The organism is Phytoactinopolyspora halotolerans (assembly GCF_010550675.1).
Lineage (GTDB): Bacteria > Actinomycetota > Actinomycetes > Jiangellales > Jiangellaceae > Phytoactinopolyspora > Phytoactinopolyspora halotolerans.
Window position 1 is genome coordinate 36,412 of sequence record NZ_JAAGOA010000002.1, and the last position, 15,849, is coordinate 52,260.

Genomic DNA, 15,849 nt, shown 5'->3' on the forward strand with positions numbered 1-15,849 from the left:
TCCCGGGGCGCGGCTGCCTGTGCCTACCCGTGTTGCGACGTCATCAGGATGTGGCTGGGTTGGCCTCCCCTTCGGCAGAGCCTATCCTCCGGCTAGAGGGCTTCTTCCCGGTGGTGGCCGCCTGGCGCGCCGTGGCGACGGCGGCTCCGTCTTCCACCCGGGCCATCACGTCGTCCGGAATCTCCTCCGGGCCGATCTCGTAGCTCGACTCGCCGTGGTGCACCTTGTCGATGCCGACCACCTCATGGTCCTCATGCACCCGGAAGCCGACCGTCTTCTCCAGGATCATCGCGATGATGTAGGTGACGACGAACGAGAACGCGACGACGGCCAGCGCCGCCACCGTCTGCCTGCCGAGCAGTCCGAGACCGCCGCCGAAGAACAGCCCGTCGACACCGTCGGGGGCATCCGCGGTGGCGAAGAAGCCGATGGCGACCGTGCCGACCAGCCCGCCGACCAGGTGCACACCGACGACGTCGAGCGAGTCGTCGTAGCGCAGCCGGAACTTCAGGCTCACGGTCAGCGAGCAGATCACGCCGGCGATGGCGCCGATGAGGATCGAGCCGACCGGGTTGACCGCGCCACACGCCGGGGTGATCGCGACCAGACCGGCGACGACGCCGGACGCGGCGCCGAGCGAGGTGGCGTGGCCGTCGCGCAGCTTCTCGACGATGATCCAGGCCAGCAGCGCCGCGGCGGTCGCACCGATGGTGTTCAGGATCGCCACGCCGGCCGCGCCGTCGGCGGCATACGCCGAGCCGCCGTTGAAGCCGAACCAGCCGAACCACAGCAGACCGGCACCGATCATCACCAGCGGCAGGTTGTGCGGCCGGTGCGAACCCTTGCCGAAGTCTCGACGGCGGCCCAGCACCAGCGCCAGGGCCAGCCCGGCCGCTCCGGCGTTGATGTGCACGGCCGTACCACCGGCGAAGTCGATCGCCTCCAGGCCGTCGCCGATCCAGCCGTCGACGCCCCACACCCAGTGCGCGACCGGCGAGTAGACGACGGTCATCCAGATCGCCGCGAACAGCAGCCAGGTCCAGAAGTTGGCTCGGTCGGCGATCGAACCGGCGATCAGCGCCACCGTGATGACCGCGAACATGCCTTGGAAACCGACGTCGGCGAGCGTCGGAATGTTGTCGCTCTCGGCTGCGAGCATTCCGGACATGCCGAAGAAGTCACCGGGGTTGCCCAGTATGCCACCGATGCTCTCTCCGTAGGCGAGCGAGTATCCGTACAGAATCCACAGGATGCTGACGACACCCAGCGCGCCGAAGCACATCATCATCATGTTGATGACGCTCTTCGCACGCACCATTCCGCCGTAGAACAATGCGAGTCCCGGGGTCATCAACATGACCAGCGCCGTGGATGTGAGAATCCAGGCGGTATCTCCCGTATCCATGTGCCGTCCCTCCACGCGAGCAGGCTGACCCGCTTCGTCATGGCCGGACGCGGTCTCGTTCATCCGTGATCGTGACCGGCCCCGCCATCTTCTCGCCGCGACACTGCGGCAACCGGACATCCACGAGCGTGGAGGCAGGAGGTTTCATGAACGCGCTCGAGGCAGTTACAAAGAGATGTCGAGACGAAGGGAAGATGACCGGCGTGTTAAAACGATGCGATTGATATTGCATCTCGGTCACGTTTTCCTCACCGCGTCTGCTGCGTATTGCGGCACGCGCTGTGTGCCCGACGGTCTAGGCTGGACCGGTGCCGGTCGAGTTCATTGGTGCCAATCCGAATGTGACGCTGCTCCGCGGTCAGGACAGGGCGGGTTTCGTCTCGCTCTGGGAGGCCGAATGGAGCATCCGCGGCCCCGGCGTGGCGGTGCTGGCCTGGACCGATGGCGAAGAGCAGGTACGGCTGCTGACCCCAGAGTTCGCCCTGGGCAGCTGGTTGGCGGAGACCTTCAGCCGGCATTTCCCCGAGTTGTCCGGCCTGCCGGACATCGGCGAGCCGGTCGAGTGCGAGGTCCGCGAATGGCGTATCACCGCTGACTACGTCCGAGCCCGAGTCACCGCTGAGGACGGCTCACGGGTGGCGGTGTCCATCGGCCAACCGTTCGCGTCCCGTCCGGGGCAGGTCTCGGACTGGGAGCTCGGCGACGCCTGCTGGACGATGACGAACCTGCTCACCTTCTGCACCGACGCCACCCTGGAGGTGGACGACGCGCGCGTGTTCGGCCGCGCCACGGTGAACGAGGACGACGAACAGCCGACGTCGACGGCGTTCATCGCCACGCACGAGACGTGGACGCGCCAACTCCCCTGATCATCGGCGATCAGCCGCCGTCGTGGGGCTGACGGGTGGTGGTCATGGGGAAAGGGAATCAGATCTGGTCGATCCGGCGGCCGCGGGAGACGTTGTCGGCCCACAGCCGGATCCCGCCCAGCAAGCCGTTCTCGTTGCCGACGATCGTGACATCGGGCCCGAGTTCGGCCTGCAGATGCTTGGCACCTCCGCCGCCCACATACAGGTGGTCCCAATACAGCACGGGACGCAGGCCGTCGATCGCCTTCGCCACCCGGCGGGACCACCGCTTGTTCCCCAGGCGTTTGCGGGTGTGATGGCCGAGCTGCTGATCGTAGGTCTGGCCCTTGCGGAACGGCGCCTGGGACAGCTCCACCTTGGGCAGCAGGCGGCCGTCGTCGAAGAGCGCGCAGCCGAGCCCGGTGCCGAGCGTCAGCACCACCTCGAACCCCTTGCTCTCGATCACGGCCAGGCCGGCGATCTCGGCGTCGTTGAGCACACGGGTCGGCTTGCCGAGCGCGGCCTCCAGGGCGGCCTGAACGTCGAACCCGGACCATGCCTCCACCAGATCGTCGCGGACCGGAGTGAACGGCCCCGCTTCGGTGACATAGTGCGGCGTCGCGTAGACCACGCCGAGCCGCATCATGCCGGGAAAACCGACGGAGACGCGGTCATAGGCCTCGCCGGTGCTCTCGGCGAGTTCGGCGACAGCGGACACGAGTACGTCCGGCGGGCATGGGTACGGCGTGCGGAGACGGACGCGCTCGTGCACCGGTACGCCGTCTGGGTCCAGCACGGTGGCTTTGAGGCCCGTTCCGCCGCAGTCCACGGCCAGGGTGCGCGGTCCGAGCGCTGCGGTGGTCGTCACGAGACGACGGTAGCGCGGATGGCTTCCACAGTGTGAATCGCGCGTGGGTTCGTGGCACACTTGGCTGTGCCAGGAGGGCTGCCGGAGTGGCCGAACGGGGAACTCTTGAAAAGTTCTAGGGCGGGGCCCTCTCCGTCCTCATGGGTTCGAATCCCATGCCCTCCGCTGTCGGGTCCGTTGCCTTGGCGGCCATCGGCGCAGGACCGCCGGGTCGCGCGACCCGTCGTGCACCGCGGCGTCGATGGCCTAGCGATGCCGTTCGCGAATCGGTTGGTGAGAAATCCGCAAAACGGGGCACACTCGTATCCGATGCAACTGCGCACATACTCCTGCCTTCTCGCCTCTGTCGGACTGCTCAACCTCGCGTGCGCCGGCTCCGCCGACGAACCCGGCTCCGATTCCACCGCTGACGCCGGTTCCTCGGCGGCGGAGTCCGCGCCACCTGCGTCGGGAACCGGATCGGCCGACAGCACCGAACAGACCAGCACCCCCACGCCGACTCCCACACCTGAGCCGGAGCCCACGCCGACGCTGCCGAACGGCGCCGAGTCGATCTTCCCTGAGCACCGGCTGGTCGGGTTCTCCGGCGGCCGGGCGCCGTCGTTCGGCCGGTTGGAGGCCACCGACCTGGAAGGTGCCGCCGCCGAACTGGACGACCTCGTGGCTGACTACGAGGACGACGGGCGCACGGTCCTGCCGGTGTTCGAGCTGATCACCGTGGTGGCGCACGGCTCCGCGACGGACAGCGGGCTCTATCGCACGTTCGAGCCGGACGAGGTAATCGAGCAGTACCTCGACGCGGCTCGCGAGCATGGTGCCCTGTTACTGCTCAACGTCCAGCCGGGGCGTGCCGACTTCCTCGACGACGTACAACGGCTCGAGCCGTGGTTGCTCGAACCCGACGTGGGCCTCGCCCTCGACCCGGAATGGGCGGTCGGTGAGGGCGAGGTGCCGGGCCGGACCTACGGCAGCACCACCGGGGCCGAGCTCGACTCCGTCGTCGAGTATGTCTCCGGCCTGGTCACGGAGAACGACCTGCCGGAGAAGGCGGTCGTCTTCCACCAGGTGCACGAGTCCGTCGTGCAACAGGAGTCCGACCTCGGTGAGCACCCGGGCGTCGCCGTGGTGAAGAGCGTCGACGGCATCGGCTCCCGGGAGAGCAAGGAGGAGACCTGGGGCCGGTTGATGCCTCCGGACGCGGAACACGTCCACGCCGGGTTCAAGCTCTTCTTCGACGAGGACACCCGGCACGGTCCGCTGATGACACCGGAACAGGTACTCGCCCTGGAACCGCTGCCGGAGTACGTCCTGTACGAGTGAGCGAGTGAGTGCGCCGGGCGGTTCGGAGCCGAACGGTCAGGGCCGCGCCGGACCCTCGCCGATGCCGTGTGCGCGCAGCGCCGCAGCGATGTCGGCCAGATCCTGCTCGCCGAGCTGCAGGTTGGTGGCCGACAGCCAGCCGTCGATCTGGTCTGGGCGGCGAGCTCCCACGATCGCGCCGGTGACACCGCCGAAGGCGAGCGTCCAGGCGACGGCGAGGGCGGCGACCGTGACCTCGAGCCGCTCGGCGATCGGGCGCAGGTCCTCGACCAGGGCCAGGTTGCGGCGGAGGCCTTCGCCGGTGAAGTCCCGGCTGCGGCTGCGCCAGTCGTCGTCGCCGAGTGCGGCGGCGCGCTCCTGCGTGAAGGATCCGGTCAGCAACCCGGATGCCATCGGGCTGTAGACGATGACCCCGGTGGAGTTCTTGTCGCACCACGGGATCACGTCGCCGGCCGCCTGCCGACGGATCATGCTGAACGGCGGCTGCAAGGAGTCGACGTGGTCGATCGCCTCAGCGCGCTCCAGCTCATCGACATGGTGATTGGACAGCCCGATCGCGCGGACCTTGCCCTCGGCCTTCAGCTCGGCGAACGCCTGCCAGTAGGCCTCGAGCGGCGTACCGTCGTCCGCGGGCCAGTGCATCTGGTACAGGTCGATCCGCTCCACGCCCAGGCGGCGCAGCGAGTTCTCGACGCCGCGGCGCAGGCTCGCCGGGTCACCGACGCGTCGTGCCGGAGCTGACCGGTCGGACTCGTCCCAGACCAGGCCACCCTTGGTGAAGACGTACGGGCGGTCCGCCTCGCCGATGTCGCGTAGCGCCTGGCCGACAACCTCCTCGGAGTGCCCGAGTCCGTAGATCGCTGCGGTGTCGATCCAGTTCACACCGGATTCGACGGCGTGCCTGATCGCGGCGATCGACTCGGCGTCGTCCTGTTCGCCCCAGGCGTGCGCCCAGCCCCCGCCTCCGATCGCCCAGGCGCCGAAGCCGGTCCGGGTGATGTGCATGTCGGTACGACCCAATGGTGCTGTCTGCAGCATGTCTCGCGTCTTCCTCGTGATACGTGCTCGTCGGCATCGACACGGTCATCGATGTGCGGGGTGTTCCGTCGGTATGTACACCCTCGGGCACAGCATCCTGCCGACGGGCGTGCGAAGTCCAACAGAAGAAACCGATCGAATTGAGAAACGCAAGTTCTCACCACTAAATGATCATGTGAAGTGGGTTTTCTCGTGCCGTGACAGGTCTGCAGACATGGTAGTGCTGGAGAAAGCCTACTTCACATGATCATTTAGGCTGTGTAGGAGCGTCAGTAGACGTGCGGCCTCGGCGCTTGCGGCGTCGCGGCCGGGGGCCAGGTACTTGCGCGGATCGACGGTGCCGTCCTGCCCGAGCCGGACCCGGACCGCGGCGGTGAAGACCACGTTCAGATGCGTCGCGATGTTGACCTTGGTGATGCCCGCCCGGACGGCGGCGGCCAGCCCGCCGTCCGGCACACCGCTCGACCCGTGCAGCACCAGCGGGACCGGCACGGCGTCGCGCAGAGCCGAGATCAACCCCTGGTCCAGGGTCGCGTGCCGGCTCGTCATGGCGTGCGAGCTGCCGACCGCGACGGCCAGCGCGTCGACGCCGGTGGCGGCGACGAACCGGCGCGCCTCCGCCGGGTCGGTGCGTGCCCCCGGTGCGTGCACGCCGTCTTTGCCCCCGACCTCGCCCAGCTCGGCCTCGACCGGCACGCCGTGGCCGCGGCAGTGTTCCACCACCTCGGCGGTGCGGGCCAGGTTGGTGTCGTGGTCGAGCGTGGAACCGTCGTACATCACGCTGGTGAAGCCGAGCTGGACCGCCTCGCGCACCAGATCGACGCGTTCGGCGTGGTCCAGATGGACGACCACCGGGACGGTGGCGCGGCGAGCGAGCTCCAGCGTGGCCAGGCCCAGCGGCGCGAGGGCGCCGTGGTACCGGACGCAGTTCTCGCTGATCTGCAGGATCACCGGCAGGCCGGTGTGCTCGGCGGCGGCGACGAACGCCTCGGCGTGTTCCAGCTGGATGACGTTGAACGCTCCGACGCCCGAGCCGGCGCGGGCCGCCGGATCCAGCACCTCCGTCAGGGTAGCCAGTGTCATGCCTGCACCTCACTCACTATGACCCTCGTCCGCAGCCGGGTGTAGGCATCGGCGTCGTACTCGCCGGCCACCGGCGACAGCACCGTGGCCGCGGACAGTGCGCATGCGTCGCGGAGTGCGTCCGGACAGCCGTCGCCGGCGCGGACGGCGAGCGCCAGGGCCGCGACCACCGAGTCCCCGGCGCCGGTCGGATTGCCGATGACCGGTTCGGCGAGCCGCGCCGTCCAGCTTCCGTCGGCGGTCACACCCAGCAGGCCGTCCGCGCCGAGCGAGGCGACCACCGCCGTCGCTCCGGTGCCCAGGCGGCGAAGCGCCACGGCGGCACGGTGCGGATCGTCGATGCCGGTGACCTCGCGCAGTTCCTCGACGTTGGGCTTGAGCACCGCCGGACCGGCCTCGGCGGCGTGTCGCAGGGCCGGACCGGACGTGTCGACGATGACCGGCGTGCCGCCATGCCCGGCGGCGGCCATCAGGCCGGCCACCGCTTCGGGTGGTGGCCCCGGGGGCAGGCTGCCGGATACCACCGCGACGTCGGCGCCGAGCGCCAGCTCCGCGACGCGGGCCGACAGTCGCGCCCATGGCTCGTCGCCCGTATCCGGCCCGCCCTCGTTGAGCAGCGTCGCCGTGCCCGCGTCGTCCACGATGTTGACCGTCCGGCGGGTCTCCAGGGCCTCGGTGAGCATCGCGTCCTCGATGCCCAGATCGGTTAGGCCGGCTCGGAGCGTCTCACCGGTGGCTCCTCCGAGGATGCCGGTCACGACCGCCGGCACCCCTCGTGCGCGTACCACCCGCGCGACATTGACGCCTTTGCCGCCTGGTCGGCTGCGCACCGCTCGCACCCGGTGGACGTGTCCCGGACGGAGCCGGTCCACCAGGTAGGTGATGTCCAGCGCCGGGTTCGGCGTCACGGTGAGCACGGTCATCCGGAGGCCGCGCCCGAGTCGTAGCGGCTCCAGGCCAGCAGCCCGGCGCCCAGGCAGCCGGCCCGGTCTCCTAGTTCGGCCAGGACGACGCGCGGTCGGCGCTGAAAGGTCAGGCGCTGCTCGAGCCGGGCGGCCAGCGGATCGGTGAGGTCGGCGCCCGCCCGGGCCAGCCCGCCGCCCAGAACGATGATCGCGGGTGCCAGGAGGGAACAGGCCGTGGCCAGACCGTGCGCGAGCGCATCGACGGCCTCGTCCCAGATCTCTCGAGCGGCGACGTCGCCGGATCGCATCCGCTGGACCACGTCGGCGGCGCCGGCCGGCGGGGCGCCGGTGCGCGCGCCGTACCGCCGTGCGATCGCGGCGGCCGAGGCGATGGCTTCCAGACAGCCGGACCCTCCGCACGCACACCTGTCCTGGTGGCCGACGTCGATGTGGCCCAGCTCGCCCGCCATGCCGGCCCCGTCGAGCACATGCCCGTCGACGACGATCGCGGCGGCGATGCCGGTCCCGATCGGCACCACCATGGCCTGGTCGTGCCCTCGGGCGGCGCCGAGCCTGGACTCGGCGAGCCCGGTGGCGCGCACGTCGTGCCCGAGCGCCACCGGCAGGCCGGTCCGTTCCTCGGCCAGCTTCCGCAGCGGAACGTCGCGCCAGCGGAGGTTCTCCGACCAGACGGCACGGCCGGCCGCAGGGTCGACGATGCCGGGGACGGCGAGCCCGCACGCGACCGCATCCGCCGCGGCCGGATGCCGGCAGAGCTCGGCGACGGCGGCGAGGACGGTCTCCACCGCGGCCTGCGGGCCGTGTTCGGCGCCCGTCTCGCGGTCCAGGGTGGCGCAGGCATGTCCCGCGCGGTCCAGGACCGCTCCCTTGAGCATGGAACCACCGACGTCGAGTGCGACGACGGTCTGTACGGCGTCGTTCACCCGCCGGCTTCCAGGATGACCGAGCGGTCGAGATTGCGTGGACGGTCCGGATCGAGCCCTTTCGCCAACCCGAGCGCCACCGCGAGCCGCTGGATGCGCACCAGATCCGTCATCGGGTCCAGCGTGTCGGCGACCACGTGTGCACCGGCGGAGCGCACCTCGTCGATCAGCCCGTCGGGTGCGTCGCCGCCCAGAAACCAGACCACACTGTTGTGGTCGGCAAGGCTGATCGGACCGTGCCGGTAGTCCATCGCCGGATAGGACTCGGACCAGGACAGCGATGCCTCGCGCATCTTCAGCGCCGCCTCGTGGGCCAGCCCGACCGTCCAGCCGGTCCCGAGGAAGACGAACTGCCGGCGGCGGGTGAGCACATCGTAGACGGTGGTGTCCGTCGGTAGCGTGTCGTCGATCGGACGGGTCAGCACGTTCTGTGTCTGCGCCTGGGCGTCGGTGAGCGCATCTCCGACGTGTGCACGCAGCATCGCCAGGGCCGAGGTCGCGAATCGCGTTTGCACTACTGATTGTTCGTCGGCGAAGTCGAGCACGATCAGTTCATCGGCGACGTCGGCGATCGGGGTCGCCGGGTCGGCGGTGAGCGCTACGGTGCGGGTGTGTGCCCGCATGCTCTCCAGCAGCGTCAGGACCTCGCTGGTAGTACCGGAGCGGGTGATCGCCAGCAGCCGGTCGTAGTTGCGCGCACGGGGAAACTCGGACGCGGCGAAGGCGTCGGTCTCGCCATGTCCGCGCTGTTCACGCAGGGATGCGTAGGCCTGCGCCATGAACCACGACGTGCCGCACCCGACCACCGCGACCCGCTCGCCGGGCACCGGCAGTGCGCCCGGTCCTGACGCGGCCAGCTTGACGGCGCGTTCCCAGCACGCCGGCTGGCTGTCGATCTCGTCCTGGACGTGTGGCGAACTGGGCAATGAAGACCTCCGGATAGCGACGCGGAAAGCCAACAGCGACCGTAGGGCCGCCGCAGGGCTGCGCCGAGCGTCTTTCCGTCATCTTCGGCGCTGGATTGCTCACTGTCAAGCTAAGAAGGCTCGTTTCAAGCATTAACAATCAGCAAACGATCACCAACGCGCAGGAGAGTCGCGCACGCCTCTGGGCGCGTGCAGGACGCGACAGGACTCGGCTGACGTCGGCGGTGCTGTGCTGGAAGGTTCCCCGGCGCCGCACGGCCCAGGGTGCGACCCCTCCGCACCGCCCTAGGCGCTCTCCGCGCCGGCGCGGGTGCCCATACCGCTCGCCGCACCGTCGGTGCCCCGGGCGCGGATGAGCGCGACGCCGGCGTCCGCGCAGCGCTGCTCCAGCTCCTCAGGTGCGGCGGCGTCGGTGATCAGGGTCCAGCCGGACGGGAGACGAGTCCACGCCGGCACATCGGATACCTCGAGTTTGCTGGAGTCGGCGAGTACGACGACGCGTCCCGCCCGGGCGGCCACCCGCTCCTTGACCGCCGTCTCCTCGAGCGTGGGCTCGCCGACGCCGCGCGCCGGATCGACGGCGTCGGCGCCGAGGAAGGCCACGGAGAACGACAACCGCTCGAGGGCGAGATCGGCCAGCGGTCCCACCAGGCCGTGACTCAGCCGGCGCACCCGCCCGCCGAGGATCACCACGTCGACCTGGTCGGACGAGGCGAGCGTGGTCGCGGTCTCCAGGCCTCGGGTCACCACGACCGGCCCGTCACCGTCCCAATCGTCGTCGGCGATCAGCCGGGCCAACGCCGAACACGTGGTGCCGGCGTCCAGAAACACGGTGGCGCCGGCGGCCACCAGAGGACGAGCCGCAGCCGCTATGGCCGCCTTGGCCTGCAGACGCATCCGCGCGCTTTCCTCGACCGGGCGCTCGTGAAACGCCTCCGGAACGACCGCGCCGCCGTACGTACGGGCGACGACCCGGTCCGCGGTCAGACGTCCGAGATCGCGCCGGACCGTGGAGGGCGAGACGGCCAGCGCGACGGCGAGATCATCCACGTGTGTGGTGCCCTGCCGGAGCAGGTCCAGCAGCGCCTTATGCCGTTCCCTCGTTCCGCGCCGGGTCCCCCGTGGTTGCACTACATCCCCCTCCCTCACATACCTCCCATGATCATGAACACTAACCGTGCTATGTGGACGGTTTATGTTCATGATCATGGGCAGCGGTCGAGCCGTAGGCCGCGCGGATGGCGGGCACGTACGGGCTGTAGTCCACCGCCGCCCGGTAGGCCGACAGCATCGTCTGGTGGTCGGCCGTACCGGTCCCCGCGATGTCGAACGCGGTCCCGTGGTCCACCGATGTGCGCAGGATCGGTAGGCCGACGGTGACCGAGATCGTGCCGTTGAAGTCGTACGTCTTCGCGGCGATGTGTCCCTGGTCGTGGTAGTGGGACAGCACGGCGTCGAACCGGCCGGTGAGCCCCTGATGGAACACCGAGTCCGCCGGGATCGGGCCCAGCACGGACGTGCCGCCGGCCCGGGCCTCGTCGCAGGCGGGCCCGATGTGCACGATCTCCTCGTCGCCGAACGCCCCGTCCTCCCCGCCGTGCGGGTTGATCGCCGCGACGGCGAGCCGTGGCTGGTCGACCCCGAAGACGCGCAGGGCGGTCAGTGCCTCGTCGATGGCGCCGGCCACCCGGTCCCGGGTGATCTGGTCGAGCGCGGTGCGCAGTGAGACGTGCCGGGTGGTGAAGAAGATCCGCAGGTGGTGTCCGTCGAGCCCGGTGTTGCGTACGACGAACATCGTGTTCTGCCGGGTCACGCCGGTGAGTTCGCCGAGCATCTCGGTGTGGCCCAGATGCTGTGATCCGGCCGCCCATATCGCGCCCTTGTGGATCGGGCCGGTGACGATGCCGTCCACGTCGCCGTCCAGGGCCGCCCTGGTCGCCACCTCGATCGCGACGACGGCGGCCCGGCCCGCGCGCCCGTCGACGGTGCCCCAGTCGGGTAGATCGCCGCCGAGTACTCCGATGTCATAGACGTCGATGGTGCCCGGACCCGCGGGATCCACCGAGAACTCGGACACGACCCGGACATCGACGTCGAGTCCGGCGGCGCGCACGGCACGACGCACCGCTTCGGCATCGCCGACAGCGATCCCGTGATGTGCGCCCTCCCCGGCCACGTCGGCGAGCGTGCGAGCGGTGATCTCCGGGCCGATGCCGCACGGGTCGCCGACGGTGAGGGCGAGTGCGGGGCGGGAACGAGGCATCTGAGGGTTGACCTTTCTCGTGTTACGGACGGATGGAGAGCCGACCGGCGACGGACCGGGACTGGGCCGCGCGTACGTGCCGCCGGGTCGCATCCGCGGTGCGCCGAAGGTGATCGACGCAGGTCACCATGGTCGCATCACCGCCGACGAGGCCGCCCTTGGTCGCCACCGGAAGACCGGCCCACGGCCCGGAGGCGAAGGTCCCCGCGACGGCGAGCGGTTCGACCTCGGTCTCCACCTCGAGCCCGCTGGCCGCCAGCTCGGCGAAGAGCGCGGCGGTCACGTCGCCGCCGGTGGCGAAGAGGGCGTCCACCGGGTGCTCCTCAAGCGCCCGGCGGACAGCGCGAGCCAGCGCCCGAGGCAGCCGCTCCGCCTGTTCCAGATCGAGCGCGGCCACGTCCGCGTCGTCCAGCACCGTGGCCAGGAGCACCACGTCGTCGGCCCCGGTTCGCATCAGCGCGGCGTCCAGTGCCGCGGCGGTGGCGGCGATGTCCGGGACGGGACTGCCGGATTCGCACACGGTCCGTACCGTGGTGACCCGGCGTTCCGCACGTAGCCTGGCGAGCTGGGCTCGAGTCAGATCCGTGGCTGAGCCGGACACGGCGAGCACCGGGGCGCCCTCCACGTGGCCGGTGATGCTCAGCGCGGCGGTGAGCGCGAGCGCGCCCGGGCCGGAGTCGATGCTGACCCAGACCATGTCCTCACCGCCGGTGTCGACCGCGGCGCGCGCCATCCGATCGAGGTGGTCGTCGGTGAGCGCGTCGACGATCAGTACGTCCACGCCGGCCGCGGCCTGCTTGTGGAACGCGGACCTCAGGTCGGCCGGGTCGCTGGTCACGTCGGACAACGGGATGTGGCCGATGGACAGCTGTGCCTGCCGTCGCAGGATCGTCGCGATGTCCGACTCGTCCATCGGTGACCGCGGATCCCGCGCCAGCTCGGTGTGCTCCAGCCGGACACCGTCCAGCAGTTGGGTGCCGTCGACCGTCTGCCGGCGCGCCGCGGGGAACGCCGGCGCGCACAGGCCGACCGCCCGCATGCCCGCCTCATCCGCCACGGCCCGCAGCGCGGCGGCCGTCGTCGCCGAGACGTTGCCCCGCAGGGTGGTGTCGACGCGGTTGCTGACCAGGCGAACCGGCCAACCTGCCCGCACCGAGCGGGCCACCTGCTCTGCCGCGTGCGACGGGTGCGCGTGCCGGCTGTCGGTACTCACGACGACGACGTCGAACCGGCCGGCGAACTCGGCGATCACCTCGGCGTCCTGGCCCGCGCCGACGGTGACCGCGCGCAGGCCCATGCGGGCGAAACCGGCCGCCGTGGCGTTGGCGCCGGTCAGATCGTCCGCGACGACGAGCACCTGATGGTGCGGACCGTTCACATTCACAGGATGGCACCGGCGATGAGCACCAGGGGCAGCGAACCCAGCCACACCGCAGTGGTGATGCCCGACCAGCCGCGGATCGCGGCGATGCCGTCCAACCCGGTGAACCTGGTGACCACCCAGAAGTACGAGTCGTTGAAGTAGCTGCACACCATCGACCCGGCACAGCACGCCAGCGCCGCCGCCACGGGAGAGATGCCGAGGCCGGCAACCAGCGGGGCGGAGACGGACGCGGCGGTGATCATGGCGACCGTCCCGGACCCCTGGGCGATCCGCACCAGGCTGGCGATCAGGAACGGCACCAGAACGCCGGGCAGGTTCCAGGACGCGATGGCTTCGGCCAGCTCGTCGCCGACGCCGGAGTCGCGCAGTACCTGCCCCAGTGCGCCGCCGGCCCCGGTGATGAGCAGGATCAAGCCCGCCGCGGAGGCTGCCTGGGCTAGCCAGCCGCCCACCTGGCTGCGGGTCACCCAACGTGGCAGCAGCACATAGACCGCCAGCAGGATCCCGACGATCAGTGCCACCGCCGGGTTGCCGACGAACGCCATCACCTCCGCGATGCGAGACGGTTCGTACGCATCGTCGTCGGCCAGGACGCCTTGGCGATTCTTGTCGATCGCGGTGCTCACCGTGCTGGCGACGATCAGCAACAGCGGAACCAGCAGGGGCAGCGCGGCGAGCCCGGCGGACATCCGATGCGGTTCCGCCCCGGCTGGAGGTGTCCCGAGCGAGTCCGCTACCTCGTCCGGTTCCCGGTCGGGGGCCGGTTCGCCGGCCGTCGTCGCGCCGGCCGTCGCGCCCGCTGTCGTACCGCCGACCGTCGTCGCGCCGGCCGTGCCGTCTGCCGTCGTATCGCTGGCTGTCGTACTGCTGGCTGCCGTGCCGCCGGTACCTGACGACTGGGCCCCGACGGGTGCCGCCGCGTAGACGGCCTCGCGCACCTCGGGCACGAGGTTGCTTTCCAGCTGCGGGCCGATCCACTTGGCGTACGCGACGACGATCGGCATCAGCAGCACGGCGAAGGTGAGTCCGGCCAGGATGAGCCCGCCGAGATCGGCTCCGATGATTCCGGCCACGGCGAGCGGGCCGGGGGTCGGCGGGACGAGATGGTGGGTGAGCGTCATCCCGCAGCCGAGCGCGAGTGCGAGAGTGACGTAGCCGGCCTGACGTCGTCGTGCGATCGAGCGGGCCAGCGGGTTCATGATGACGTAGCCGGAGTCGCAGAAGACCGGGATGGACACGAGCCCACCGGTGCTGGCCATCGCCCACGGCTCGCGGCCCCTGCCGAAAGCACGGACGAAGGCTCGGGCGAGCGCGTCCGCGGCGCCGGACACCTCCAGGATCTTGCCGACAGCGACGCCGAGGCCGATGACGATGCCGATCGAACCCATCGTGCTGCCGAAGCCGGCGGTGATCGAGTCGATGGTGTCCGCTGCCGGGGAGCCGGCGACGAATCCGATGACGAGTGCGGCGATGAGCAGGGCGACGAAGGCATCGAGCCGGGTCCACAGCACGACCGCGACGATCGTGGCGATCCCGAGTACGAGCGCCGCCAGGAGTTGGAGATCCACGTTGATCCTCCAGAGGAGCGTCACGGGAAAGGATGTGCGTCATCATGCACCACCAACATGCTCATATCAACCGTCTGAGAGTTAGGTGTTGCACAGAATGAGCAACTAGCCGGAGTGATCAAGTTCCCGGTAGCGGTGGCGAACCCCCTGCACGGGCGGGCGCAGGTGCCGGCGCACTGGGCGTACGCGCAGGTGGCGAAGGTGGGTTGGTTGACCGCAGGCTGGAGACTCGAGAGGTCGGGACGTGCGGGCGCCGGGACGCGTAGGCGCCGGACGCGCCCGACCCGGGTCAGGCGGTGAGATGGGACGAGCGATGCCGGCTCGGGCTGACGCCCCGGACGCGTTTGAACGCGACGCTGAGCGCGAACGCATTGGCGTATCCCACCTGGCGGGCGATCGCCTCGATCGTGGCGTCGGACGTCCGCAACAGATCGCCGGCGACGGCGATGCGCCAGCCGGTCAGATAGGCCATCGGTGGCTCACCGACCAGGCCGGTGAACCGTCGGGCGAAGGTTGCGCGCGAGGCGCCGACCTTGTCCGCGAGTGAGGCCACTGTCCACGGTTGGGACGGGTCGTCGTGAATCAGCCGGAGCGCCTCACCGACCACCGGGTCGCTCTGCGCGCGGTACCAGCCGGGGGTCTGGGCGTCCGGGCGGTCGAACCACGCACGTAACGTCGCGGCAAGGGCGACGTCGAGCATCCGGTCCAGGACCACCTGCTGGCCTGGCGCATCCGTGCTGAGCTCGGCGGCGAGTAGATTCATCGCCGCTCGGCAGGTCTCCTGGCCAGGGACGATGAGCACGCGTGGCAGGGCGCTCAGGAGCCGGGCGCTGACCTCGCCGCTGACCTCGTAGGTGCCGCTCATGATCACCGTCGCGTCCGCAGAGCCCTCCCCGCAGGTGCGCGTCGACGTGCGGAGCTCATCGGTGACGTCGACGCCGGCCAGGGTGGTGTAGCGACCCGAGGAGTGCACGATCAGCTGCGGAGTCAACTCCGGCTGATGAGCCACGGTGTAGTGGTCCGAGCCGCGGATGACGGCGATGTCGCCCTCGTTGAGCAGAGCCGGCGGGGCGTCGTCCGGCACGATCCACGCGTATCCACGCTGGGCGGTAGCCAGGGCCAGCGGTGCGCCGTCGGCGATCCGTAACGACCACGGCGGCTCCAGGATCGCCCGGTTGAGCAGGGCGCTCTGGGCGCGGGTGCCGTCGATCAAGCCGCTGAGCGCGTCCATGGCATATCAGCATAGTGAGACGCAGAGAAATGCGATAGAGCCTACTGGCCATGGATCGTCTCGCCG

Annotated in this window: 14 protein-coding genes and 1 tRNA gene; 3 read left to right on the forward strand and 12 right to left on the reverse strand. The window is 70.1% G+C overall.

The annotated features are described in order from the left end of the window. Window positions 1-43 precede the first annotated feature (43 nt). On the reverse strand, window positions 44-1,405 hold the full coding sequence (locus tag G1H10_RS02480; RefSeq protein WP_163732242.1) for an ammonium transporter: 1,362 nt from the start codon (window positions 1,403-1,405) through the stop codon (window positions 44-46). 308 nt (window positions 1,406-1,713) lie between these two features. Here G1H10_RS02480 and G1H10_RS02485 point away from each other — a divergent pair, with 308 nt between their 5' ends. Then, a complete protein-coding gene (locus G1H10_RS02485) occupies window positions 1,714-2,274 on the forward strand; it encodes a hypothetical protein (RefSeq protein WP_163732245.1) in 561 nt (186 codons plus the stop codon). Between the two features lie 58 nt (window positions 2,275-2,332). On the opposite strand, the gene G1H10_RS02490 is transcribed toward G1H10_RS02485, so the two are convergent. Continuing rightward, entirely contained in the window at window positions 2,333-3,121 is a 789-nt protein-coding gene (locus G1H10_RS02490) for an ROK family protein (protein ID WP_163732247.1), read from the reverse strand. Window positions 3,122-3,193: 72 nt separating this feature from the next. On the opposite strand from G1H10_RS02490, the gene G1H10_RS02495 reads away from it, so the two are divergent. Next, window positions 3,194-3,286 (forward strand) — tRNA-Ser (locus G1H10_RS02495). Between the two features lie 144 nt (window positions 3,287-3,430). Continuing rightward, window positions 3,431-4,441 (forward strand): hypothetical protein, encoded by a 1,011-nt coding sequence (locus tag G1H10_RS02500; protein WP_163732251.1) that lies wholly within the window; start codon window positions 3,431-3,433, stop codon window positions 4,439-4,441. A gap of 36 nt (window positions 4,442-4,477) precedes the next feature. On the opposite strand, the gene G1H10_RS02505 is transcribed toward G1H10_RS02500, so the two are convergent. From G1H10_RS02505 to G1H10_RS02550, 10 genes are all read right to left on the reverse strand, one after another. After that, a complete protein-coding gene (locus G1H10_RS02505) occupies window positions 4,478-5,479 on the reverse strand; it encodes an aldo/keto reductase (RefSeq protein WP_216852823.1) in 1,002 nt (333 codons plus the stop codon). Between the two features lie 234 nt (window positions 5,480-5,713). Then, window positions 5,714-6,562, reverse strand: coding sequence for a class II fructose-bisphosphate aldolase (locus G1H10_RS02510; protein WP_163732253.1), 849 nt, complete (start codon window positions 6,560-6,562; stop codon window positions 5,714-5,716). Beyond that, the gene (locus tag G1H10_RS02515; protein WP_216852824.1) at window positions 6,559-7,470 is read right to left on the reverse strand and encodes a 1-phosphofructokinase family hexose kinase; all 912 of its coding nucleotides are present in this window, start codon (window positions 7,468-7,470) and stop codon (window positions 6,559-6,561) included. The genes G1H10_RS02510 and G1H10_RS02515 overlap by 4 nt, the downstream gene beginning before the upstream one ends. Window positions 7,471-7,481: 11 nt before the next feature. After that, on the reverse strand, window positions 7,482-8,411 hold the full coding sequence (locus tag G1H10_RS02520; RefSeq protein ID WP_216852825.1) for an ROK family protein: 930 nt from the start codon (window positions 8,409-8,411) through the stop codon (window positions 7,482-7,484). After that, the gene (locus G1H10_RS32235) at window positions 8,408-9,337 is read right to left on the reverse strand and encodes an SIS domain-containing protein (protein ID WP_163732259.1); all 930 of its coding nucleotides are present in this window, start codon (window positions 9,335-9,337) and stop codon (window positions 8,408-8,410) included. Before G1H10_RS32235 ends, G1H10_RS02520 begins: the two co-directional genes overlap by 4 nt. A 285-nt stretch (window positions 9,338-9,622) precedes the next feature. Further along, window positions 9,623-10,468: a DeoR/GlpR family DNA-binding transcription regulator gene (locus G1H10_RS02530; RefSeq protein ID WP_216852826.1), complete on the reverse strand. Its 846-nt coding sequence runs from the start codon at window positions 10,466-10,468 to the stop codon at window positions 9,623-9,625. A gap of 49 nt (window positions 10,469-10,517) precedes the next feature. Next, window positions 10,518-11,600 (reverse strand): 4-hydroxythreonine-4-phosphate dehydrogenase PdxA, encoded by a 1,083-nt coding sequence (gene pdxA / locus G1H10_RS02535; RefSeq protein ID WP_163732262.1) that lies wholly within the window; start codon window positions 11,598-11,600, stop codon window positions 10,518-10,520. A gap of 22 nt (window positions 11,601-11,622) precedes the next feature. Further along, window positions 11,623-12,978 carry a four-carbon acid sugar kinase family protein gene (locus G1H10_RS02540; RefSeq protein WP_216852827.1) on the reverse strand — a complete coding sequence of 452 codons (1,356 nt, stop codon included), beginning with the start codon at window positions 12,976-12,978 and terminating at the stop codon, window positions 11,623-11,625. Between the two features lie 2 nt (window positions 12,979-12,980). Next, on the reverse strand, window positions 12,981-14,552 hold the full coding sequence (locus G1H10_RS02545; protein ID WP_216852828.1) for a GntP family permease: 1,572 nt from the start codon (window positions 14,550-14,552) through the stop codon (window positions 12,981-12,983). Window positions 14,553-14,841: 289 nt separating this feature from the next. After that, window positions 14,842-15,783, reverse strand: a complete 942-nt coding sequence (locus G1H10_RS02550; protein ID WP_163732266.1) for an AraC family transcriptional regulator — start codon at window positions 15,781-15,783, stop codon at window positions 14,842-14,844. Window positions 15,784-15,849 lie beyond the last annotated feature (66 nt).